The 21,175-nt window shown below is 56.6% G+C and carries 14 protein-coding genes, 3 rRNA genes and 1 pseudogene; 8 read left to right on the top strand and 10 right to left on the bottom strand.

Going from position 1 to position 21,175, the window contains the following annotated elements; genetic code table 11:
• Positions 1 to 27: 27 nt before the first annotated feature.
• Positions 28 to 1,845: an aminopeptidase P family protein gene (locus AB3G35_RS19090; RefSeq protein WP_016782390.1), complete on the top strand. Its 1,818-nt coding sequence runs from the start codon at positions 28 to 30 to the stop codon at positions 1,843 to 1,845.
• 52 nt (positions 1,846 to 1,897) lie between these two features.
• On the opposite strand, the gene AB3G35_RS19085 is transcribed toward AB3G35_RS19090, so the two are convergent.
• The gene (locus AB3G35_RS19085) at positions 1,898 to 2,179 is read right to left on the bottom strand and encodes a hypothetical protein (protein ID WP_029611594.1); all 282 of its coding nucleotides are present in this window, start codon (positions 2,177 to 2,179) and stop codon (positions 1,898 to 1,900) included.
• A 134-nt stretch (positions 2,180 to 2,313) separates the two neighbouring features.
• A complete protein-coding gene (gene rhtA, locus AB3G35_RS19080; protein WP_016782392.1) occupies positions 2,314 to 3,231 on the bottom strand; it encodes a threonine/homoserine exporter RhtA in 918 nt (305 codons plus the stop codon).
• Between the two features lie 601 nt (positions 3,232 to 3,832).
• On the opposite strand from rhtA, the gene AB3G35_RS19075 reads away from it, so the two are divergent.
• The 3 genes from AB3G35_RS19075 to rrf all read left to right on the top strand — a co-directional run bounded on the left by AB3G35_RS19075 (position 3,833) and on the right by rrf (position 8,838).
• Positions 3,833 to 5,369 (top strand): 16S ribosomal RNA (locus AB3G35_RS19075).
• Between the two features lie 312 nt (positions 5,370 to 5,681).
• Positions 5,682 to 8,575 (top strand): 23S ribosomal RNA (locus AB3G35_RS19070).
• 147 nt (positions 8,576 to 8,722) lie between these two features.
• Positions 8,723 to 8,838: ribosomal RNA gene (gene rrf, locus AB3G35_RS19065) — 5S ribosomal RNA — on the top strand.
• The 16S, 23S and 5S rRNA genes sit together here, the layout of an rRNA operon.
• Before the next feature lie 155 nt (positions 8,839 to 8,993).
• Here the strand turns inward: rrf and queD are convergent.
• Positions 8,994 to 9,350: a 6-carboxytetrahydropterin synthase QueD gene (queD, locus tag AB3G35_RS19060; RefSeq protein ID WP_016781692.1), complete on the bottom strand. Its 357-nt coding sequence runs from the start codon at positions 9,348 to 9,350 to the stop codon at positions 8,994 to 8,996.
• 196 nt (positions 9,351 to 9,546) lie between these two features.
• Between queD and AB3G35_RS19055 the strand changes: the two genes are divergently transcribed.
• Genes AB3G35_RS19055 through AB3G35_RS19045 form a run of 3 tightly spaced genes read left to right on the top strand, consistent with a single transcriptional unit; the run spans position 9,547 to position 11,860 of the window.
• Entirely contained in the window at positions 9,547 to 9,861 is a 315-nt protein-coding gene (locus AB3G35_RS19055) for a PepSY domain-containing protein (protein WP_095041150.1), read from the top strand.
• A complete protein-coding gene (locus AB3G35_RS19050) occupies positions 9,861 to 10,529 on the top strand; it encodes a response regulator transcription factor (RefSeq protein ID WP_095041151.1) in 669 nt (222 codons plus the stop codon). Before AB3G35_RS19055 ends, AB3G35_RS19050 begins: the two co-directional genes overlap by 1 nt.
• Positions 10,526 to 11,860, top strand: coding sequence for a sensor histidine kinase (locus AB3G35_RS19045; protein WP_369781935.1), 1,335 nt, complete (start codon positions 10,526 to 10,528; stop codon positions 11,858 to 11,860). Before AB3G35_RS19050 ends, AB3G35_RS19045 begins: the two co-directional genes overlap by 4 nt.
• A 20-nt stretch (positions 11,861 to 11,880) precedes the next feature.
• Here the strand turns inward: AB3G35_RS19045 and AB3G35_RS19040 are convergent, their stop codons facing one another.
• Positions 11,881 to 12,636, bottom strand: a complete 756-nt coding sequence (locus tag AB3G35_RS19040) for a methyl-accepting chemotaxis protein (RefSeq protein ID WP_369782757.1) — start codon at positions 12,634 to 12,636, stop codon at positions 11,881 to 11,883.
• Positions 12,637 to 12,738: 102 nt separating this feature from the next.
• Positions 12,739 to 13,128: pseudogene (locus tag AB3G35_RS19035) on the bottom strand (HAMP domain-containing protein); the annotation flags it as partial.
• A gap of 1,217 nt (positions 13,129 to 14,345) precedes the next feature.
• Here AB3G35_RS19035 and AB3G35_RS19030 point away from each other — a divergent pair.
• Positions 14,346 to 15,665 (top strand): Na+/H+ antiporter family protein, encoded by a 1,320-nt coding sequence (locus AB3G35_RS19030; RefSeq protein WP_086799657.1) that lies wholly within the window; start codon positions 14,346 to 14,348, stop codon positions 15,663 to 15,665.
• A 10-nt stretch (positions 15,666 to 15,675) separates the two neighbouring features.
• On the opposite strand, the gene AB3G35_RS19025 is transcribed toward AB3G35_RS19030, so the two are convergent.
• From AB3G35_RS19025 to AB3G35_RS19005, 5 genes are all read right to left on the bottom strand, one after another.
• Positions 15,676 to 16,536: a pirin family protein gene (locus AB3G35_RS19025; RefSeq protein WP_095041153.1), complete on the bottom strand. Its 861-nt coding sequence runs from the start codon at positions 16,534 to 16,536 to the stop codon at positions 15,676 to 15,678.
• 64 nt (positions 16,537 to 16,600) lie between these two features.
• The gene (locus AB3G35_RS19020) at positions 16,601 to 17,017 is read right to left on the bottom strand and encodes an OsmC family protein (RefSeq protein ID WP_095005603.1); all 417 of its coding nucleotides are present in this window, start codon (positions 17,015 to 17,017) and stop codon (positions 16,601 to 16,603) included.
• 127 nt (positions 17,018 to 17,144) lie between these two features.
• Positions 17,145 to 18,365, bottom strand: a complete 1,221-nt coding sequence (gene fabB, locus AB3G35_RS19015) for a beta-ketoacyl-ACP synthase I (RefSeq protein WP_016781684.1) — start codon at positions 18,363 to 18,365, stop codon at positions 17,145 to 17,147.
• An 11-nt stretch (positions 18,366 to 18,376) separates the two neighbouring features.
• A complete protein-coding gene (gene fabA, locus AB3G35_RS19010; protein ID WP_003210552.1) occupies positions 18,377 to 18,892 on the bottom strand; it encodes a 3-hydroxyacyl-[acyl-carrier-protein] dehydratase FabA in 516 nt (171 codons plus the stop codon).
• Between the two features lie 248 nt (positions 18,893 to 19,140).
• Entirely contained in the window at positions 19,141 to 21,039 is a 1,899-nt protein-coding gene (locus AB3G35_RS19005) for a response regulator (RefSeq protein WP_016781683.1), read from the bottom strand.
• Positions 21,040 to 21,175: the final 136 nt, after the last annotated feature.

Below are 21,175 nucleotides of genomic sequence, written 5' to 3'. Positions count from 1 at the left end.
AATTATCAGTGATCAGCAGGAGACAAGATGAGTACTCAGTCGTTGCATTCGGGATCGGTTGTGGAGCGTTTGGCCCGCACCCGGGCGTTGATGAGCCAGCGCGGCATTCATGCCCTGCTGGTGCCCTCGGCCGACCCCCATCTTTCCGAGTACTTGCCTGCTTACTGGCAGGGCCGTCAATGGCTGTCGGGGTTTTACGGCTCTGTAGGCACCTTGATCGTGACGCCAACCTTTGCCGGCGTATGGGCTGACAGCCGTTACTGGGAGCAGGCTGCCAAAGAGCTCAGTGGTAGCACCATTGAGCTGGTCAAGCTGTTGCCTGGCCAGCCCGGCCCTCTGGAGTGGCTGGCCGAACAGGCGCCCGAAGGTGCAACCGTTTGCGTGGATGGCGCGGTACTCGCACTGGCCTCGGCCCGCACCCTTGAAAGCAAGCTCAAGGACCGCGGTGCTGTGTTGCGTACCGATATCGATCTGCTGGGCGAGGTATGGCTTGATCGCCCGGCATTGCCGGTGCAGCCGGTCTATGAACACTTGCCACCGCAAGCGACCGTCAGCCGGGTGAGCAAGCTGGCGCAGTTGCGCGAAACACTCAAGCAGCGCAACGCTGACGCTCACTTTATTGCGACCCTGGATGACATCGCCTGGTTGTTTAACCTGCGTGGCTCGGATGTTTCCTTCAATCCGGTATTCGTTTCGTTTGCCCTGATCGAAGATGCGCGGGCGACCCTGTTCCTTGACCTGGGCAAAGTCAGCCCGGCATTGCGCGAGACCCTGGCCGGTGACGGTGTTGAGCTGCGTGACTACGCCCAGATCAGTGCTGCGCTGGCATCCTTGCCGGCTACCACCCGTTTGCTGGTGGACCCAGCCCGTGTGACCTGCGGGCTGCTCGGCCATCTGCAGGCCGATGTGAAGCTGGTTGAAGGCCTGAACCCGACCACCCTGGCCAAGTCGCAAAAGAGCCTGGAAGACGCGGTGCATATCCGTCAGGCGATGGAGCAGGATGGCGCTGCGTTGTGTGAGTTCTTCGCATGGCTGGAAACAGCCTTGGGGCGCGAACGAATTACGGAGTTGACCATCGATGAGCAACTGACTGCGGCGCGTGCCCGTCGTCCGGGGTTTGTGTCCCTGAGCTTTAATACCATTGCCGCTTTCAATGCCAATGGCGCAATGCCTCACTACCATGCAACCGAACAGGAACATGCGCTGATAGAGGGCGACGGCCTGCTGCTGATCGACTCCGGCGGGCAGTACCTGGGCGGCACGACCGATATCACGCGAATGGTGCCGGTCGGGACGCCCACCCAGGAACAGAAGCGCGACTGCACCCGTGTATTGAAGGGGGTCATTGCACTCTCCAGGGCTCAATTCCCCCAAGGGATCCTGTCACCGCTGCTGGACTCGATTGCCCGGGCACCGATCTGGGCCGAGAACGTCGATTACGGGCACGGCACCGGGCATGGCGTCGGCTACTTTCTGAATGTACACGAAGGCCCCCAGGTAATTGCCTATCAGGCTGCAGCGGCACCGCATACGGCAATGCAGCCGGGGATGATTACGTCGATTGAACCGGGGACCTATCGTCCGGGTCGCTGGGGGGTGCGAATCGAGAACCTGGTGTTGAACCGCGAAGCGGGGTCTTCGGAGTTCGGGACGTTCCTCAAGTTTGAAACCTTGACCCTGTGCCCGATTGACAGTCGCTGCCTGGAGCCTTCATTGCTGACCCGCGAGGAACTGGCGTGGTTTGATGCTTATCACCAGCAGGTTCGTGAGCGCTTGAGCCCGCTGCTTGCCGGGGCGGCTCTGGAGTGGTTGCTGGCGCGCACGGCGCCGCTTTCGAACGGTTGAGCCACTAGCCATGCAGTTGCAGACGCAAACTGCATGGCCTTCGGTCCGGCTACTACTTGCAGATGACGATCATGCTGCGACTGGTGTAGCCGGCCGGGTTCAAGCCGAACGGGTAATCCCCTGGCTCTTCGGCAGCATCACCGGATTTGGCAATGACCCGGTAGCCTTTGGTGCCACAGGCCTTGTCAGCTTCGGCGAAGCACTTGTTCCACGATGAGGACAATCCAGAGCAATTGATATGTAAACCTCTTTTGCCATGTTTGACGGCGGTTTCCGAGGTTGCAGCGCAGCCGGTTACTGCCAGAACGGCTAAAGCTACCAAAATTCGTTTCATTCCTGTCCTTAAGCGTTTGCGTCGGATGTACGGGATGCGGAAATCGATGGCCATCTATCCTTGGCACCTGTGGACATCCTTATCCAGAATCAGCCCTAGTGATTCACAAGCGACAAACATCCCCTAAATGAGAGTCAATTACCAGAACTGTGTCCATTAACAGGCTTTTTGTCTGCTACAACAGGTGTTGAGTGGTTGCGCATGGTCAGGGTCGCACCGATCGAAGCCATGATGATGCAAGAGATTGCCATCCATTGTGTGAATGACAGGATCTCATTCAAGAACAACAACCCCGACAGGGCCCCGAAGGCTGGCTCTATGCTCATAAGGGTGCCGAATGTGCGGGTGGGCATCCGTGTCAGCGCAATCATCTCCAGCGTGTAGGGCAATGCCGTAGACAATAAGGCTACGCCAATGGCTATCGGGATCAGGCCCGGGGTCAGCAATGCGGCCCCTGCGTGATAGATACCGATAGGTGCGAAGAATAAAGCTGCAATTATCACGCCCAAAGCAGCTGTCTGAACGCCGTTATCGGCTCCGGCCCGTTGCCCGTAGAGAATGTACAGCGCCCAGCAGACCCCGGCACTGAGTGCGTAACCCGCGCCGACCGGGTCGATACCGTCAGTACTCTCACCGGTGGGGATGAGCAGCATCAGGCCGGTGATGGCCAGGCCTATCCAGATAAAGTCGATGGGGCGGCGCGAGGTGTAAATCGCTACGGCCAGAGGCCCGGTAAATTCCAGGGCCACAGCGATACCCAAAGGAACACTGCGCAGTGACATATAGAAGAGGAAATTCATTCCCCCCAGGGCAATCCCGTAAACGATGACGGTCTTCAAGGACTTGGCGGTGAGCTTGGCACGCCAGGGGCGCAGAATCAGCAGCATGATGATACTGGCGAATGTCAGGCGCAGGCTGGTAGTGCCCTGGGCCCCAATGATCGGGAACATGCTTTTCGCCAGCGATGCGCCAGATTGGATCGAGGCCATTGCAATCAGCAGCAAACCAACAGGGAATAGCGACGCTACGAGGCTATGGGGGTGCTTTGTCATTAAGAAGTGTGCCTGGGAGTAGGGGGGGCTAAAGGCCGCTATCATGCTTAAGTAATGGCGCATGTGCAATATAGTGCGCACTGCATGTGGCTTTTCTCTCTATAGGAGCTTCTTGAACGATAGTTTTGATTAATGCTTGACTCCCCTGTGCAACTGTCTATAATTCGCCCCACTTCCGGCGCAGTCGAAACGGAAAACTCCTTGAGTTTCAATGAGTTGGATGGTTTTCGGCGGTACCAGCTTCAAGTCATCGAAGCAGGAAATGAGGTGTTGACAGCAGCGTGTAACGCTGTAGAATTCGCCTCCCGCTAACGAGAGATCGAAAGCGCAAGTGGTTGATGTTACAGAGGAAACTTTGAAAACATCTTAAAATAACCGCTTGACAGCAACAGAGGCTGCTGTAGAATGCGCGCCTCGGTTCAGCGAAAGCTAAACCAACCGCTCTTTAACAATTGAATCAAGCAATTCGTGTGGGTGCTTGTGGAGTCAGACTGATAGTCAACAAGATTATCAGCATCACAAGTTACTCCGCGAGAAATCAAAGATGTAACCAACGATTGCTGAGCCAAGTTTAGGGTTTCTTAAAAACCCAAAGATGTTTGAACTGAAGAGTTTGATCATGGCTCAGATTGAACGCTGGCGGCAGGCCTAACACATGCAAGTCGAGCGGTAGAGAGAAGCTTGCTTCTCTTGAGAGCGGCGGACGGGTGAGTAATACCTAGGAATCTGCCTGATAGTGGGGGATAACGTTCGGAAACGGACGCTAATACCGCATACGTCCTACGGGAGAAAGCAGGGGACCTTCGGGCCTTGCGCTATCAGATGAGCCTAGGTCGGATTAGCTAGTTGGTGAGGTAATGGCTCACCAAGGCTACGATCCGTAACTGGTCTGAGAGGATGATCAGTCACACTGGAACTGAGACACGGTCCAGACTCCTACGGGAGGCAGCAGTGGGGAATATTGGACAATGGGCGAAAGCCTGATCCAGCCATGCCGCGTGTGTGAAGAAGGTCTTCGGATTGTAAAGCACTTTAAGTTGGGAGGAAGGGCATTAACCTAATACGTTAGTGTCTTGACGTTACCGACAGAATAAGCACCGGCTAACTCTGTGCCAGCAGCCGCGGTAATACAGAGGGTGCAAGCGTTAATCGGAATTACTGGGCGTAAAGCGCGCGTAGGTGGTTTGTTAAGTTGAATGTGAAATCCCCGGGCTCAACCTGGGAACTGCATCCAAAACTGGCAAGCTAGAGTATGGTAGAGGGTAGTGGAATTTCCTGTGTAGCGGTGAAATGCGTAGATATAGGAAGGAACACCAGTGGCGAAGGCGACTACCTGGACTGATACTGACACTGAGGTGCGAAAGCGTGGGGAGCAAACAGGATTAGATACCCTGGTAGTCCACGCCGTAAACGATGTCAACTAGCCGTTGGGAGTCTTGAACTCTTAGTGGCGCAGCTAACGCATTAAGTTGACCGCCTGGGGAGTACGGCCGCAAGGTTAAAACTCAAATGAATTGACGGGGGCCCGCACAAGCGGTGGAGCATGTGGTTTAATTCGAAGCAACGCGAAGAACCTTACCAGGCCTTGACATCCAATGAACTTTCTAGAGATAGATTGGTGCCTTCGGGAACATTGAGACAGGTGCTGCATGGCTGTCGTCAGCTCGTGTCGTGAGATGTTGGGTTAAGTCCCGTAACGAGCGCAACCCTTGTCCTTAGTTACCAGCACGTAATGGTGGGCACTCTAAGGAGACTGCCGGTGACAAACCGGAGGAAGGTGGGGATGACGTCAAGTCATCATGGCCCTTACGGCCTGGGCTACACACGTGCTACAATGGTCGGTACAAAGGGTTGCCAAGCCGCGAGGTGGAGCTAATCCCATAAAACCGATCGTAGTCCGGATCGCAGTCTGCAACTCGACTGCGTGAAGTCGGAATCGCTAGTAATCGTGAATCAGAATGTCACGGTGAATACGTTCCCGGGCCTTGTACACACCGCCCGTCACACCATGGGAGTGGGTTGCACCAGAAGTAGCTAGTCTAACCTTCGGGAGGACGGTTACCACGGTGTGATTCATGACTGGGGTGAAGTCGTAACAAGGTAGCCGTAGGGGAACCTGCGGCTGGATCACCTCCTTAATCGACGACATCAGCTGCTCCATAAGTTCCCACACGAATTGCTTGATTCATTGTAGAAGACGAGAACTGCAGAGTTGATCTGCGGTTTGTCTGTCGTAAAGCTTAGAAATGAGCATTCCATCAGATGATGGTGAATGTTGATTTCTGATCTTTTGATTAGATCGTTCTTTAAAAATTTGGGTATGTAATAGAAAGTTAGACTGGATAGCACTTTCACTGGTGTTTATTCAGGCTAAGGTAAAATTTGTGATTGAAAGCAAATTTTCGGCGAATGTCGTCTTCATAGTATAACCAGATTGCTTGGGGTTATATGGTCAAGTGAAGAAGCGCATACGGTGGATGCCTTGGCAGTCAGAGGCGATGAAAGACGTGGTAGCCTGCGAAAAGCTTCGGGGAGTCGGCAAACAGACTTTGATCCGGAGATGTCTGAATGGGGGAACCCACCTAACATAAGTTAGGTATCTTAAGCTGAATACATAGGCTTAAGAAGCGAACCAGGGGAACTGAAACATCTAAGTACCCTGAGGAAAAGAAATCAACCGAGATTCCCTTAGTAGTGGCGAGCGAACGGGGACCAGCCCTTAAGCTGTATTGATGTTAGCGGAACGCTCTGGAAAGTGCGGCCATAGTGGGTGATAGCCCTGTACGCGAAAACATCTTTGCAGTGAAATCGAGTAGGACGGAGCACGAGAAACTTTGTCTGAATATGGGGGGACCATCCTCCAAGGCTAAATACTACTGACTGACCGATAGTGAACTAGTACCGTGAGGGAAAGGCGAAAAGAACCCCGGAGAGGGGAGTGAAATAGATCCTGAAACCGTATGCGTACAAGCAGTGGGAGCCCACTTTGTTGGGTGACTGCGTACCTTTTGTATAATGGGTCAGCGACTTATTTTCAGTGGCAAGCTTAACCGAATAGGGGAGGCGTAGCGAAAGCGAGTCTTAATAGGGCGTCTAGTCGCTGGGAATAGACCCGAAACCGGGCGATCTATCCATGGGCAGGTTGAAGGTTGGGTAACACTAACTGGAGGACCGAACCGACTACCGTTGAAAAGTTAGCGGATGACCTGTGGATCGGAGTGAAAGGCTAATCAAGCTCGGAGATAGCTGGTTCTCCTCGAAAGCTATTTAGGTAGCGCCTCATGTATCACTGTAGGGGGTAGAGCACTGTTTCGGCTAGGGGGCCATCCCGGCTTACCAAACCGATGCAAACTCCGAATACCTACAAGTGCCGAGCATGGGAGACACACGGCGGGTGCTAACGTCCGTCGTGAAAAGGGAAACAACCCAGACCGTCAGCTAAGGTCCCAAAGTTATGGTTAAGTGGGAAACGATGTGGGAAGGCTTAGACAGCTAGGAGGTTGGCTTAGAAGCAGCCACCCTTTAAAGAAAGCGTAATAGCTCACTAGTCGAGTCGGCCTGCGCGGAAGATTTAACGGGGCTCAAACCATACACCGAAGCTACGGGTATCATCTTAGGATGATGCGGTAGAGGAGCGTTCTGTAAGCCTGTGAAGGTGAGTTGAGAAGCTTGCTGGAGGTATCAGAAGTGCGAATGCTGACATGAGTAACGATAATGGGTGTGAAAAACACCCACGCCGAAAGACCAAGGTTTCCTGCGCAACGTTAATCGACGCAGGGTTAGTCGGTCCCTAAGGCGAGGCTGAAAAGCGTAGTCGATGGAAAACAGGTTAATATTCCTGTACTTCTGGTTATTGCGATGGAGGGACGGAGAAGGCTAGGCCAGCTTGGCGTTGGTTGTCCAAGTTTAAGGTGGTAGGCTGGAATCTTAGGTAAATCCGGGATTCTAAGGCCGAGAGCTGATGACGAGTGTTCTTTTAGAACACGAAGTGGTTGATGCCATGCTTCCAAGAAAAGCTTCTAAGCTTCAGGTAACCAGGAACCGTACCCCAAACCGACACAGGTGGTTGGGTAGAGAATACCAAGGCGCTTGAGAGAACTCGGGTGAAGGAACTAGGCAAAATGGCACCGTAACTTCGGGAGAAGGTGCGCCGATGGAGGTGAAGCATTTACTGCGTAAGCCCCTGTCGGTCGAAGATACCAGGCCGCTGCGACTGTTTATTAAAAACACAGCACTCTGCAAACACGAAAGTGGACGTATAGGGTGTGACGCCTGCCCGGTGCCGGAAGGTTAATTGATGGGGTTAGCTAACGCGAAGCTCTTGATCGAAGCCCCGGTAAACGGCGGCCGTAACTATAACGGTCCTAAGGTAGCGAAATTCCTTGTCGGGTAAGTTCCGACCTGCACGAATGGCGTAACGATGGCGGCGCTGTCTCCACCCGAGACTCAGTGAAATTGAAATCGCTGTGAAGATGCAGTGTATCCGCGGCTAGACGGAAAGACCCCGTGAACCTTTACTATAGCTTTGCACTGGACTTTGAATTTGCTTGTGTAGGATAGGTGGGAGGCTTTGAAGCGTGAACGCCAGTTTGCGTGGAGCCAACCTTGAAATACCACCCTGGCAACTTTGAGGTTCTAACTCAGGTCCGTTATCCGGATCGAGGACAGTGTATGGTGGGTAGTTTGACTGGGGCGGTCTCCTCCTAAAGAGTAACGGAGGAGTACGAAGGTGCGCTCAGACCGGTCGGAAATCGGTCGTAGAGTATAAAGGCAAAAGCGCGCTTGACTGCGAGACAGACACGTCGAGCAGGTACGAAAGTAGGTCTTAGTGATCCGGTGGTTCTGTATGGAAGGGCCATCGCTCAACGGATAAAAGGTACTCCGGGGATAACAGGCTGATACCGCCCAAGAGTTCATATCGACGGCGGTGTTTGGCACCTCGATGTCGGCTCATCACATCCTGGGGCTGAAGCCGGTCCCAAGGGTATGGCTGTTCGCCATTTAAAGTGGTACGCGAGCTGGGTTTAGAACGTCGTGAGACAGTTCGGTCCCTATCTGCCGTGGACGTTTGAGATTTGAGAGGGGCTGCTCCTAGTACGAGAGGACCGGAGTGGACGAACCTCTGGTGTTCCGGTTGTCACGCCAGTGGCATTGCCGGGTAGCTATGTTCGGGAAAGATAACCGCTGAAAGCATCTAAGCGGGAAACTTGCCTCAAGATGAGATCTCACTGGAACCTTGAGTTCCCTAAAGGGCCGTCGAAGACTACGACGTTGATAGGTTGGGTGTGTAAGCGCTGTGAGGCGTTGAGCTAACCAATACTAATTGCCCGTGAGGCTTGACCATATAACACCCAAGCAATTTGCTTAGAGCGAATTGCGGTGTGTGAAGACGATACAAACCGAAAGTTTGCGGTTCACAAAACACCAAATCTATTACATACCCATTCGCTGGAGCGTGCGCCGCAAGGCAAACGAGCTGGCTACCGAATTTCTTGACGACCATAGAGCATTGGAACCACCTGATCCCATCCCGAACTCAGTAGTGAAACGATGCATCGCCGATGGTAGTGTGGGGTTTCCCCATGTGAGAGTAGGTCATCGTCAAGATTAAATTCCAAACCCCCTGTCTGCTAACGCAGACAGGGGGTTTGTTTTTGCGTCGAGAAAAGTTTAGGCACGTTCAGTGCTCAATTTGCCGCTTACCATGCTTTTTCCAGAGCAAAAAAAACCACCTCGCAAGGTGGTTTTTTTTAGCCTGCGATTCAGTCACCGTAGTAGATACAGCCACTGGTGCAGGTTTCATGAATGCGTATCGCCGACAGTTCAGGAAGCAGAGGTTTGAGCTGCTGCCAAATCCACTTGGCCAGCACTTCGCTGGTTGGGTTTTCCAGGCCAGGGATATCGTTCAGGTAGTTATGATCAAGCTGCTCATAGAGCGGCTTGAAAATCGCCTTGATTTCCGAAAAGTCCCGGATCCAGCCAGTGGCAGGGTCGATATCGCCGCTTAAATGAATGGCCACTTTGAATGAGTGACCATGCAGGCGGCCGCATTTGTGACCTTCAGGCACGAAAGGCAGGCGGTGTGCAGATTCGAAGGTAAACTCTTTGAAAATTTCCACAATATTTATAGCTCTTGAAGAAGTGACTATCGCCAGAGCGATAAATACAGGGCTGCAGTTTAACAGCTAACGCCGGGTGCAGGTGCATACCTCCCGGCTGCGCGGGGCTATTCAGTTTCACTTAAGCCAGTAGCGTTATGCTGCAGGCTTTTGCTATCGCACAAATGACGTTGAGTGGAGGCCATAGAGGCAAGTGATGACAGTGAGCCTGAGAATGGGCGGATGTGTCGTGGTATTGCTCTGTGCTGTTTGTTCTTTGGCCTTGGCCCGGGATCTGGGGCAAGACGAGGCCCTGCGCTTGCGTGAGCAAGGGCTTATCCAGCCGATGGAGCAATTGCTGCAAAAAGCCCTCGAGCGCCATCCGGGTGCAAAGCTGCTGGAGGTGGAGCTGGAGGAGGACGACGACGTTTATGTTTATGAGTTCGAGCTGCTGACGCCAGGTGGCGTTGTGCGCGAGATCAAGCTGAACGCCAGTAATGGGCAGTTGCTCAAAGATGAGGTAGATGATTAATGCGGTTGTTGCTGGTTGAAGATCATGTTCCGTTGGCCGACGAGCTAATGGCCAGCTTGACCCGTTCGGGCTATGCGCTCGATTGGTTGGCCGATGGCCGTGACGCGTTGTATCAGGGGCAAAGTGAGCCCTATGACCTGATTATTCTTGACCTGGGTTTGCCCGGCATATCGGGGCTTGACGTCCTCAAGCAATGGCGGGCCCAGGGGCTGGCCACACCGGTATTGATTCTGACTGCCCGCAGCTCCTGGTCGGAACGCATCGATGGCCTTAAAGCCGGTGCCGATGATTATTTAACCAAGCCCTTTCATCCTGAAGAGTTGTTGTTGCGGGTTCAGGCGCTGTTGCGCCGCTCTCACGGGCAGGCGAACCAACCTTTATTGAAGTGCGCTGGGCTGCATCTGGATGAGGCGCGTCAGTGTGTGGTCAACGATGGCGCGCAGGTGCAATTGACCGCGGCCGAGTTTCGTCTCCTGCGCTACTTTATGCTGCACCCGCAGCAGATCCTCTCCAAAAGCCACTTGGCAGAGCATCTCTATGACGGCGAGACCGAGCGCGACTCCAATGTGCTTGAGGTTCATGTCAATCATCTGCGTCGCAAGCTTGGCCGCAGCGTGATCGAAACCCGGCGTGGCCAGGGGTATATTTTCGGCGCTGCCAGCCAGTGAGATCCATTCAGAGGCGTTTGAGCCTGGGTTTGGTCAGTGTGCTTTTGATTGCCGGCCTGGTGGTAGGGCAGGTCAGTCTCTGGTTGTTTGAAAATGGCCTTCAACGTTATCTGGAGTCAGGCCTGCAAAATGACAGCGAAAATCTGCTGATTGCCTTGAGCCGCGGCCCCCAGGGCTTGCAGCTGGATGAGCGGCGTTTGTCACCGGCCTATCAACGGCCTTTTTCGGGGCACTATTTCAGTATTGAATTCGGTGATACTCACTGGCGTTCACGCTCGCTGTGGGACGCTCAATTGCCGCGCCCCGATCAGCCGGGCTTGAGCCGTGAGTTACAACCTGGCCCGGAAGGGCAGATGCTGTTGGTCTTGCGCAGCGACTATCAGCGCCTTGGCCAGGCGGTCTCGATCACTGTAGCTCAGGACTACACGCCAATACGCGAAAGCTTCCGTCAAGTGCAGCGGATCGGCCTTGGCATGGGGGTTTTGGCCCTGATCGTGATTTTGCTGCTGCAGCGTGTCACTGTCCGCCGTGCCCTGCGCCCATTGGAAAGGGCGCGCCAACAAATCTCTCAACTTCAGTCTGGGCAACGTTCGCAGCTGGATGCCCGGGTGCCCATTGAGCTTGAGCCGCTGGTGACGCAGATAAACCATTTGTTGGCTCACACCGAAGACAACCTCAAACGCTCGCGCAATGCGCTGGGCAACCTGGGGCATGCACTAAAAACGCCGTTAGCGGTGTTGATCAGCCTGGCCAACGATCCGCGGCTTGCTGGTTATCCCCAGATACAAACCACATTGCGTGAGCAGTTAGAGCAGATACAGCAACGCATGAGCCGCGAGCTCAACCGTGCGCGCCTGGCGGGTGATGCCTTGCCGGGTGCGCAATTCGATGCGGATGCAGAGTTGCCGGGGCTGCTGTCGACCCTGGGGATGATCCACGGCGAGCATCTGCAACTGACGCACAGCGTTGCGCCGGGCCTGCTGCTGCCCTGGGATCGCGAGGACATGCTCGAGTTGCTCGGCAACCTGCTGGACAACGCCTGCAAATGGGCCGATGCCCAGGTAGAGCTGAGCCTGTGCCAAACCCCGCAAGGGTATGTGATTGAGGTGCAGGACGATGGCCCGGGCATTCCTGAAGGCGAGCGTGATCAGGTGTTCAGCCGCGGCACCCGTCTGGATGAGCAAATCAGCGGCCACGGCCTGGGTTTGGGGATTGTGCGAGATATCGTCGAGGCCTGGGGAGGGCAGATGCAGCTTGAAACAGGGGCTTTGGGCGGGCTGCTTGTAAGAATCAAGCTTCCAGGGCGTGCGCAAAAGGCGACGACGGCGTGATGCCGTCATCGCCGCTCAGGTCAGACGCGGAACTGATCCATCAGTTTTTGCTGCTGGTTGGCCAGCGCGTTCAGTGACTGGCTGACCCGCGCCGATTCATTGGCTTGCTCGGACAATGACTCGGTGACATCGCGAATAGTGGCAACGTTGCTGTTGATCTCTTCGGCCACGGCGCTCTGTTCTTCTGCGGCACTGGCAATTTGCAGGTTCATGTCGGTGATTACGGTCACCGCATCACCGATTTGCTGCAAGGCCGTGACCGCTTGTTCGACTTGCTCCACGCTGCCCTGTGCCTGGCGATGGCTGTTGCTCATGGAGTTCACCACTTCCTGGGTGCCCACTTGCAGTTGCTCAATGACCTGGCGGGTTTCTTCGACCGACTCCTGGGTGCGGCGTGCCAGGTTGCGCACCTCATCAGCGACCACGGCAAAACCGCGCCCGGCTTCGCCTGCCCGCGCCGCTTCGATCGCCGCATTCAGGGCGAGGAGGTTGGTCTGTTCGGCGATTGCACGAATAACCTCCAGCACCGAGCCGATTTTCTCGCTGTTGGCCGCCAGCCCTTCAACCTGGGTCATGGCCACGCTCATGTCGGCGGCCAGATGGTCGATGCTGGTGGTGGTGCGGTCGATGATGGTCAGGCCCTGGCGTGTGGCCTGATCGGCATCCCGGGCGGCCTGGGCGGCTTGTGCTGCGCTGCGTGCCACATCCTGTGCAGTGGCACTCATCTCATGGGAAGCGGTGGCGGCCTGATCGACCTGACGGTATTGCTGCTCCATCCCGGCACTGGTCTGGGTGGCAATGGCCGCTGATTGGTCGGCGGTGCTGCGGGCATCCTGCACCGAGCGCTTGACCTCGGCGATGGTGGGTTGCAGCTTGTCGAGAAAGCGGTTGAACCAACTGGCCAGTTGCCCCAGTTCGTCTTTTTTGTCGTAGGCCAGGCGACGGGTCAGGTCACCTTCACCGCTGGCAATATCTTCCAGCATATGGGCCACGCCGAGGATCGGCCGCGTCACGCTGCGCGCCAGCAGCCACACCAGCAACAGGCCGATTATGGCGGCGAGCGAACCCCAGGCCAGCTCAACCAGGGCCCCGGCCTTGTTGCGTTCGTCCAGTTCGGCCTGCAGTGCCTGGGCCGGCCCTACCAGTACTTTTTCGGGTACATCGAGCAATACCCCCCAAGGCTTGCTGCCCGGGATCGGCAGGAAAGGCGTGAGCACTTTCAAGCGCTGCTCGCTACGGATGCTTTGGGCCTGGTCGCCACTGCTCATGAGGCGGGTCAGCTCGGCACCGTCTTTGGCATCGACCTGATCAAGGCGCTGGGCAAGTTTACCGGCATCGGCGCTGAAACCGGCCAGGATCCCGGCCGAGCTGATAATGCCCACCCGGGTTTCGCCGTTGTACAGTTTCTGACTGGCTTGCAGGCTAAGGGCTTGCAAACTGTTGAGGTTGATATCCACCGACAGCGAGGCGATGACTTTGCCATTGACCGTCAGCGGAAAAACGATGCTGGTCAGCAATACGTTTTGCCCGTCGATCTCATAGAAATACGGTTCGATAATGCACGGCTTGAGCGTGGTGCGCGGGCAGGTGAACCAGGCGTTATTGGCCTGGCCGCTGGGGCCGGTGCTGGTGTCGGACATATCCGATTCGGGCAGGGCCATCGAGGTCAGCTTGCCGGGTGTCGGTTGTGACCAGTACAGGGCAAAGCGGCCCTTGTCGTTGCTGCCCAGTTCTTTTTGATGGTCGAACAACTGATCCTTGCCATCCAGTGCGTTGGCTTCGAATACCAGCGATAACCCCAGCAGGTCAGGGTTGGCCTGCAGCGCGGCCTTGACCTGGCGGGTCAGGTCTTCACGCAGGTCGAAGGCATCCAGAAAGCGTTTTTCCGATTGCTCGCGCAAAAACAGGACTTGTCGGGCGAAGCCATTGCCGTACTGGTAGGCGTCCATAAACTGGCGGCTGATTGCCAGTGCCTGGGCTTCACCCTGCGCTTCAATGCGGGCCTGTGCCGCCTCATTGAGCATTTGCGAGCTGGATGCCTCCACCAGGTCGGCGGTGTGGTCCATGCGATAGAGCGAAAGCCCCACCAGCAAGGTGACTACACCCAGCAGGCTGAGTCCGGCGAGAAGGGTGATTTTCCATTGGATGGAAAGCTGTCTGAGCGACATGGAGACATCCTAAAAAGAGGCTTTGTCTGTTAGCGGCCGCAAATGAGTTTTCTTTACGCAAAAACCGTAGTTTTTAGCGTTTTACCCGGGCTTTGAAAAATCGATTTAGCCCCTTAAATACTAGGGTTAAGGCTGTTTCAAGCGGATTGCCCAGTGGCCTTTGGCATGCGCTTTGACAAGGCGCTGATGGTGCTGCAAAGTGTGCGCCCCCAAATATGTCCACCTTTCCAGATCCTGCGATTGGAACAGTCTTCTTTTGCCCGAAATTTTCCGCTTTACGGTGTTTTTATCGTGGTGCGCGCTATGAGGTTGTAATGATGAATGCAGTAATTGCCGCGGTCGGCATCATGCTGGTGCTCAGTCTGTCCCGTGTGCATGTGGTTATCGCACTGATTGTGGGTGCCCTTGTGGGTGGCCTTGTCGGCGGGCTGGGTATTGAGGCGACGCTCAGTGCGTTTAATGGCGGGCTGGGTGGTGGTGCTCAGGTCGCTTTGTCTTACGCGATGCTGGGCGCTTTCGCGGTAGCCATTGCCAAGTCGGGACTGGCCCATGCCATGGCCGACAAAGCGCTGCGCATGGTCAACAAGCAGCAGGCGGTGGGTGGCAATCGGGTCAAGTGGTTGTTGATCGCCTTGCTGCTGGTGGTGGCGATTTCTTCGCAGAATATTCTGCCGATCCACATCGCTTTTATCCCGCTGCTGGTACCGCCGCTGTTGTATGTGCTGACCAAGCTGAAAATCGACCGGCGCCTGATCGCCTGTGTCATGACCTTCGGTTTGATCACGCCGTACATGTTCTTGCCGGTGGGTTTTGGCAATATCTTCCTTAACCAGATCCTGCTCGCCAACGTCAGCAAAAGTGGCGTGGATATCAGCGCTGTCAATGTGACCCATGCGATGGCCATCCCGGCACTGGGCATGCTGTTTGGATTGTTGGTGGCGGTGTTTATCAGCTACCGCAAAAAGCGCGAGTATGACCTGGGCAAAATCGAGCAGGTTGAGCAGGTTGCCATCAGCTATAACCCGCGCACCCTGCTGGTGGCCGGTGTGGCGATTGCCGCGGCGTTTATCATTCAGCTGTGGCTGGGCTCGATGATTATCGGTGCGCTGGCGGGCTTTCTGATTTTTTCGGCGTCGGGGATCGTGCGCTGGCGCGAGACCGACGATCTGTTTACCGAAGGCATGAAAATGATGGCCATGATTGGTTTTATCATGATTGCCGCTTCGGGCTTTGCCGAGGTGCTTAAAGCTACGGGAGAGGTCAAGTCGCTGGTGGAGGCCTCGGCCGGCTTGATCAACCACAGCAAGGGCGTGGGCGCGCTGCTGATGCTGCTGGTGGGCTTGCTGGTGACCATGGGCATCGGTTCTTCGTTTTCCACCGTGCCGATCCTGGCGGCGATTTTTGTGCCGCTGTGCGTGCAGTTGGGCTTCAGCCCAATGGCGATTGTGTGCATCGTTGGTACGGCGGGTGCCCTGGGTGATGCCGGTTCGCCAGCGTCGGACTCGACCCTGGGCCCGACTTCCGGTCTGAACATTGACGGTCAGCATCACCATATCTGGGATACCGTGGTGCCCACCTTCCTGCATTACAACCTGCCACTGCTGGCCTTTGGCTGGGTAGCGGCGATGGTGTTGTAAGGCCCGGGCTTCAAGGCAGTTCAATCCGGCCTATTTCTCCGGGAACGGTCGGCCAGTCGCCAGCCGCCCAGCGCGCTCTGGCCTGTTCGATCAGGGCCGGGTTGCTGGCGACGAAGTTCCAGTTCATGCGCCGCGGGCCATCCAGCGGCGCACCGCCGATCAGGACCAGGTGGCAGTCGCTATCGGCGCTCAGGGTCATCTCTTCGCCTGCTTCCAGCAGCACAAGGCTGTGGGGCTCCAGTGGCTGGCCATCCAGTTGCACGTCACCTTCCAGTACATACAGCGCGCGCTCCGGGTGTTCGGCCGGGATCAGCAGCGTGGTGGCTGTTTGCATATGCACATCGGCATACAGGGTAGGCGTGAGCACCGGCACCGGTGAAGTCAGGCAAAAGCCGGTTCCGGCGATCAGGCGAATCCGCACCCCCAGGTTGTCACTGACGGGCAGGCTGCTGGCAGGGTGATGGCTGTAGTGGCTTGCGCCTTGCTCGTGGGTTTTGGGTGATGCCAGCCACACTTGCAGGCCGTGCAGGTTAGAGCCGTGCGCCAGCAGGGCAGAGGGCGTGCGTTCGATATGGGCAATGGCCGCCCCGGCGGTCATCCAGCTGACATCGCCGGGGCCTACCAATTGATCCGAGCCCAGGCTGTCCTTGTGCTGGATCTGGCCTTCAAACAAATAGGTCAGGGTCGACAGACCAATATGCGGATGCTGTCGGATATTCATCCCCTTACCGGGTGGGTAGTGCGTCAGCAGCATGTGGTCGAAAAACACAAATGGCCCGACACTGCGGCATTTGGCCGACGGCAGGGGACGCAGGATCGGTTGGCCTTCGACATCCTCGGCGCGCGGGCGAATCACGGTCAGGGTAGGCATGGGGCGTTTCCGGCAATGGAGAAGCGTTGAGCATAACCCAACGCTGCTCCTGCACGGTTGCGGCTTACTGGCTGAAAGCGCCTTCAGACAGGTGGGTTTCGATGGTGACCTCAGCGGTGGTCATCAGTTTATGCACCGGGCACTTGTCGGCCACATTGTGCAGTTCCTCGCGCTGGGCGTCGGTCAACACGCCCTTGAGGGTCAGTTTGACGTGCAGGGCATATTTGCCTTTCAGCTCTTCGCTGGCGTCGTGTTTGACTTCGACCGTGACCCCGGTCAGCGGGATCTCCTTTCTTTGCGCATAGAGCTTGAGCGTCAGAGCCTTGCAGGCACCCAGGGCGGCATCGAAATAGTCATGGGGGGAGGGGGCAGAGCTTTCGCCGCCCATTGATTTGGGCAAATCGGTGAACACTTCGTGATCGTCGATCTTGATGCTGTGACGAAAACCTTCGTGTGACACGGTATTAACGGTAACAGTCATGGCAAACCTCAGCGTGGAGTGATTAAACGTCCTGATCTTTATAGAGCATGCCGGGGCGTGTACGTTCCATCAGGCAAAAAAATGCCCCGAACCAGTCGGGGCATTTTTCATTTCGCGAGCGGGTGGCTTATTTGCCGGCCCAGCGCTTCAGGACCAGGGTGGCATTGGTGCCACCGAAGCCGAAGCTGTTGCTCATCACGTTGTTGAGCGTGACGTTCTCGCGGGTCTTGGTCAGGATCGGCATGTCAGCGACAGTCGGGTCCAGTTCCTCGATGTTGGCCGAACCGGCGATGAAGTTGCCTTCCATCATCAGCAGGCAGTAGATCGCTTCGTGAACGCCTGCGGCGCCCAGAGAGTGACCCGACAGGCTTTTGGTCGAGCTGATGGCCGGGGCCTTGTCGCCGAATACCGCGCGCACGCCTTCCATTTCCTTGACGTCGCCGACCGGAGTGGAGGTGCCGTGGGTGTTGAGGTAGTCGATCGGGCCGTCAACGGTGGACATTGCCATCTGCATGCAGCGGATGGCACCTTCGCCGCTTGGGGCAACCATGTCGTAGCCGTCGGACGTCGCGCCGTAGCCGACGATTTCGGCGTAGATCTTGGCGCCACGGGCCAGGGCGTGTTCCAGCTCTTCAACCACCACCATGCCGCCGCCGCCAGCGATGACGAAGCCATCACGGTTTTTGTCGTAGGCACGGGATGCTTTTTCAGGCGTGTCGTTGTATTGAGTGGACAGTGCGCCCATGGCGTCGAACAGGAACGACTGGCTCCAGTGTTCTTCTTCGCCGCCGCCGGCAAAGACGATGTCCTGCTTGCCCAGCTGGATCTGCTCGACGGCAGTACCGATGCAGTGAGCACTGGTAGCGCAGGCAGAGGAGATCGAGTAGTTCACACCCTTGATCTTGAAGGGAGTGGCCAGGCAGGCAGAAACGGTGCTACCCATGGTCCGCGTAACGCGGTACGGGCCAACGCGCTTGACGCCTTTTTCACGCAGGATGTCCAGCGCTTCCATCTGGTTCAGGGTCGACGCGCCGCCGGAGCCGGCAATCAGACCGGTACGCGGGTTGGAGACTTGCTCCTCGGTCAGGCCCGAATCAGTGATGGCGTCTTTCATGGCCAGGTAGGCGTAAGCCGCTGCGTGGCCGACGAAGCGATAGATCTTGCGATCGATCAGCTCTTCGAGAGGCAGGTCAATGGAGCCGGAAACCTGGCTACGCAGACCCATTTCGGCATATTCCGGGTTGAATCGGATGCCAGGGCGACTTGCACGCAGGTTAGCGGAGACGGTCTCTTTGTCATTGCCCAGGCACGAAACGATGCCCAGACCAGTGATAACGACGCGGCGCATGCGGATAACCCTTAAAAGTTGTCAGTGGAAGTAAATACGCCGACCCGAAGGCCTTCGGCAGTATAAATCTCGCGACCGTCGACAGTGACCGAACCATCGGCAATGGCCAGGTTCAGCTTGCCCTTGAGGACGCGCTTGATTTGAATGTTGTAAGTGACTTTCTTGGCGGTCGGCAAGACCTGGCCAAAGAATTTCACTTCGCCCGAACCCAGGGCGCGACCGCGGCCCGGCAGGCCTTGCCAGCCCAGGTAGAAGCCGACCAGCTGCCACATGGCGTCGAGGCCCAGGCAGCCCGGCATCACCGGGTCGCCTTCGAAATGGCAGGCGAAGAACCACAGGTCCGGGGTGATATCCAGCTCGGCGACCAATTCACCTTTGCCGTACTTGCCACCCTCTTCACTGATATGGGTGATGCGATCCACCATCAGCATGTTAGGGGCGGGCAGTTGCGCGTTACCCGGGCCGAACAGTTCGCCGCGGCTACAGCGCAGCAGATCTTCCCGAGTAAAGGCGTTTTGTTTGGTCATGCGAGCTCCTCAATAATCCCATGCGGCGGGTGGGGCAAATCTTCCCGACCAACTGAAACACAGGTGTTTCAGTTCGCCAGCCTACACATAGACTATTGCGTTGTAGTGAAAGTCACAGCGCAAAGGACAAGAATGTACACTTGTGCACTGAAAATTTAAATCGGGCCGGTTCAGTGGCCCATTCGGGTGCCTAAGACTGCCGCACTTTTGTCTTTAACGCCAGTCGCAGGTGGCCTTTTAGCCATAAGTTACTGGACCCAGCGCTGCAGAATTTGTTCCAGGTCAGCGCGTTTGAACGGCTTGGCCAGGTAATCGTTCATTCCGGCCTGCAGGCAGGTCTCCCGGTCGCCCTGCAGCGCATTGGCGGTCAGGGCAATGATGGGCAGGGCCCGGCAACCGGGGAGTTGGCGGATTTGTCGGGTGGCTTCGTAGCCGTTGATGATCGGCAGCCGGCAGTCCATCAGGATCGCAGCAAAGCGCTCGGTGTTGGCGAAATGAATGGCCTGGGCGCCATCACTGACCAGGCTCACCTCGTAGCCCAGGCTGGTCAGCATGGCTTCGATGACCGTCTGATTGACCTGATTGTCTTCCACCAGCAGCACTTTGCGCCCGGGGGCACAGCTGGTTTCTGCGGTTTGCTGCGGTTTCAGGCCGAGCATGACGGGCTGATGCAGTTCCAGGGGTATTTCCAGGGTGAATACCGAGCCCTGGGCTTCCTCGCTCAGGGCGTGCAGCGTGCCGCCCATGCGCTCGGCCAGTGTACGCGCGATGGGCAACCCCAGGCCGGTACCGCCATAGCGCCGAGAAATCGAGCTGTCGGCTTGCTGGAACGCGGTGAACATGGAATCGAGCTTTTCGCTGCTGATGCCGATACCGCTGTCGCGTACAGCACAGCTGAACCAGATCAATTGATGATCCAGGCGCTGCCACTGCGGCTCGATACTGACCTGGCCATGCTCGGTGAACTTCAAGGCATTGCCGATCAGGTTAACCAGGATTTGCCGGATTCGCGTCGGGTCGCCCAGTGCCGGCAAGTCCTGCAAACCATCCGGGATAGTCAGTTGCAAGTGCAGGCCGCGCTGCGCGGCATTGTGCTGGAACGCCTGGGCGCAGTTGCTGACCAGTTCGGCGAGGTTGAAAGGGATGTGCTCCAGTTCCAGGGCGGAACGTTCAATGCGCGAGAAGTCGAGGATATCGTTGATCACCTTGAGCAAGTGCTCGGTGGACTCCGACGCAAGCGCGGCATACTCGGCCTGTTCTTCGGTCATCCGGGTGGTTTCCAGCAGTTGCAGCATGCCTAATACGCCGTTCATGGGCGTGCGCAGTTCGTGGCTCATCATGGCCAGAAAATCGGTCTTGGCGCGGTTGGCCCGCTCCGCTTCCTCGCGGGCCTGGATCAATTGGGCAATTGCGGATTGCTGCTCGCGGCTGGCCTGCTCAAGGCCTGCGGCCAGATTGTTGATGTGCAGGGCCAGGCTGCCCAGTTCGCCATCGTCAACCACCGGCAAGGGTCTTGTGTAGTCGCCCTGCTGGATGGCCTTGACCGCCTTGCTCATGTCGCTGATGGGGCGGGACAGGTTGGCTGCCAGGCGCCTGGCCAGCAGGTAGGTGAAGCCCAGGGCAAACAGCGCGAGGATGACCGCCTTGAGCAGGATTTCTTGCTGGCGCGTGCTGAACGCTTCGCCGGACATGCCTACCAGGACCCGGCCCAGGTAGTCTTCAGCGGGCGCGGCTGCCTGGCTATTGCTGAGCAGGAAATAATCCCCCGAAGGGCTTTTCTGCAGCCTCACCGGGGCCTGGAACACTTCAACCTGTGTGCCTTGATCAGGGCCGGGAGCCGGGTGCTCGGCGTGTGCCAGTACCTCGTTGCCGCGGTTCTGTACCTGTACAAACTGGACGTGGGGAATATTCAGCGAGGCGTTGATCAGGGTTTCCAGCACAGGGGTGTTGCCCGTCATGACCCCGTATTCGGTGGCGGGTGCCAACTGGTTGGCGATCAACTGGCCGGTGTGCTTGAGTTCCTGACGCAAGTCCTGGATGCGGACAAAGGTAAAAAAGCTGATCAACAGCAAGGTCAACAACAAGGCCGGGCCCAGGCTCATCATCTGGGTGCGGGTGTGAATATCCCACCGACTGCGGGCCATCATGGGCATCCGGCTCCTGCAGTGGGTTGCCGGCCAGCGCAGGCGTGGCCCCTGTCAGTTGTCATCCTTGACCTGCTGTCGTTCATTTTGAAGTGCAGCAAAGCTGCCTCTTGAATGTGAGAACCAGAGCGGCATGTTA

The organism is Pseudomonas sp. WC2401, assembly GCF_041200115.1.
Lineage (GTDB): Bacteria > Pseudomonadota > Gammaproteobacteria > Pseudomonadales > Pseudomonadaceae > Aquipseudomonas > Aquipseudomonas fragi.
The sequence above is the reverse complement of the archived record's forward strand: the minus strand, read 5'-3'. Positions and strand labels throughout refer to the sequence as shown.

What these genes read in the sequence shown, in the direction of transcription:
- AB3G35_RS19030 (WP_086799657.1), top strand. Translation starts at nt 14,346, where the DNA reads ATGAATGCAGTAATTGCCGCGGTCGGCATCATGCTGGTGCTCAGTCTG.
- AB3G35_RS19005 (WP_016781683.1), bottom strand. Translation starts at nt 21,039, where the DNA reads ATGATGGCCCGCAGTCGGTGGGATATTCACACCCGCACCCAGATGATG.
- AB3G35_RS19085 (WP_029611594.1), bottom strand. Translation starts at nt 2,179, where the DNA reads ATGAAACGAATTTTGGTAGCTTTAGCCGTTCTGGCAGTAACCGGCTGC.
- fabB (WP_016781684.1), bottom strand. Translation starts at nt 18,365, where the DNA reads ATGCGCCGCGTCGTTATCACTGGTCTGGGCATCGTTTCGTGCCTGGGC.
- AB3G35_RS19090 (WP_016782390.1), top strand. Translation starts at nt 28, where the DNA reads ATGAGTACTCAGTCGTTGCATTCGGGATCGGTTGTGGAGCGTTTGGCC.
- AB3G35_RS19050 (WP_095041151.1), top strand. Translation starts at nt 9,861, where the DNA reads ATGCGGTTGTTGCTGGTTGAAGATCATGTTCCGTTGGCCGACGAGCTA.
- AB3G35_RS19040 (WP_369782757.1), bottom strand. Translation starts at nt 12,636, where the DNA reads ATGGAGCAGCAATACCGTCAGGTCGATCAGGCCGCCACCGCTTCCCAT.
- fabA (WP_003210552.1), bottom strand. Translation starts at nt 18,892, where the DNA reads ATGACCAAACAAAACGCCTTTACTCGGGAAGATCTGCTGCGCTGTAGC.
- AB3G35_RS19055 (WP_095041150.1), top strand. Translation starts at nt 9,547, where the DNA reads ATGACAGTGAGCCTGAGAATGGGCGGATGTGTCGTGGTATTGCTCTGT.
- AB3G35_RS19020 (WP_095005603.1), bottom strand. Translation starts at nt 17,017, where the DNA reads ATGACTGTTACCGTTAATACCGTGTCACACGAAGGTTTTCGTCACAGC.
- AB3G35_RS19025 (WP_095041153.1), bottom strand. Translation starts at nt 16,536, where the DNA reads ATGCCTACCCTGACCGTGATTCGCCCGCGCGCCGAGGATGTCGAAGGC.
- rhtA (WP_016782392.1), bottom strand. Translation starts at nt 3,231, where the DNA reads ATGACAAAGCACCCCCATAGCCTCGTAGCGTCGCTATTCCCTGTTGGT.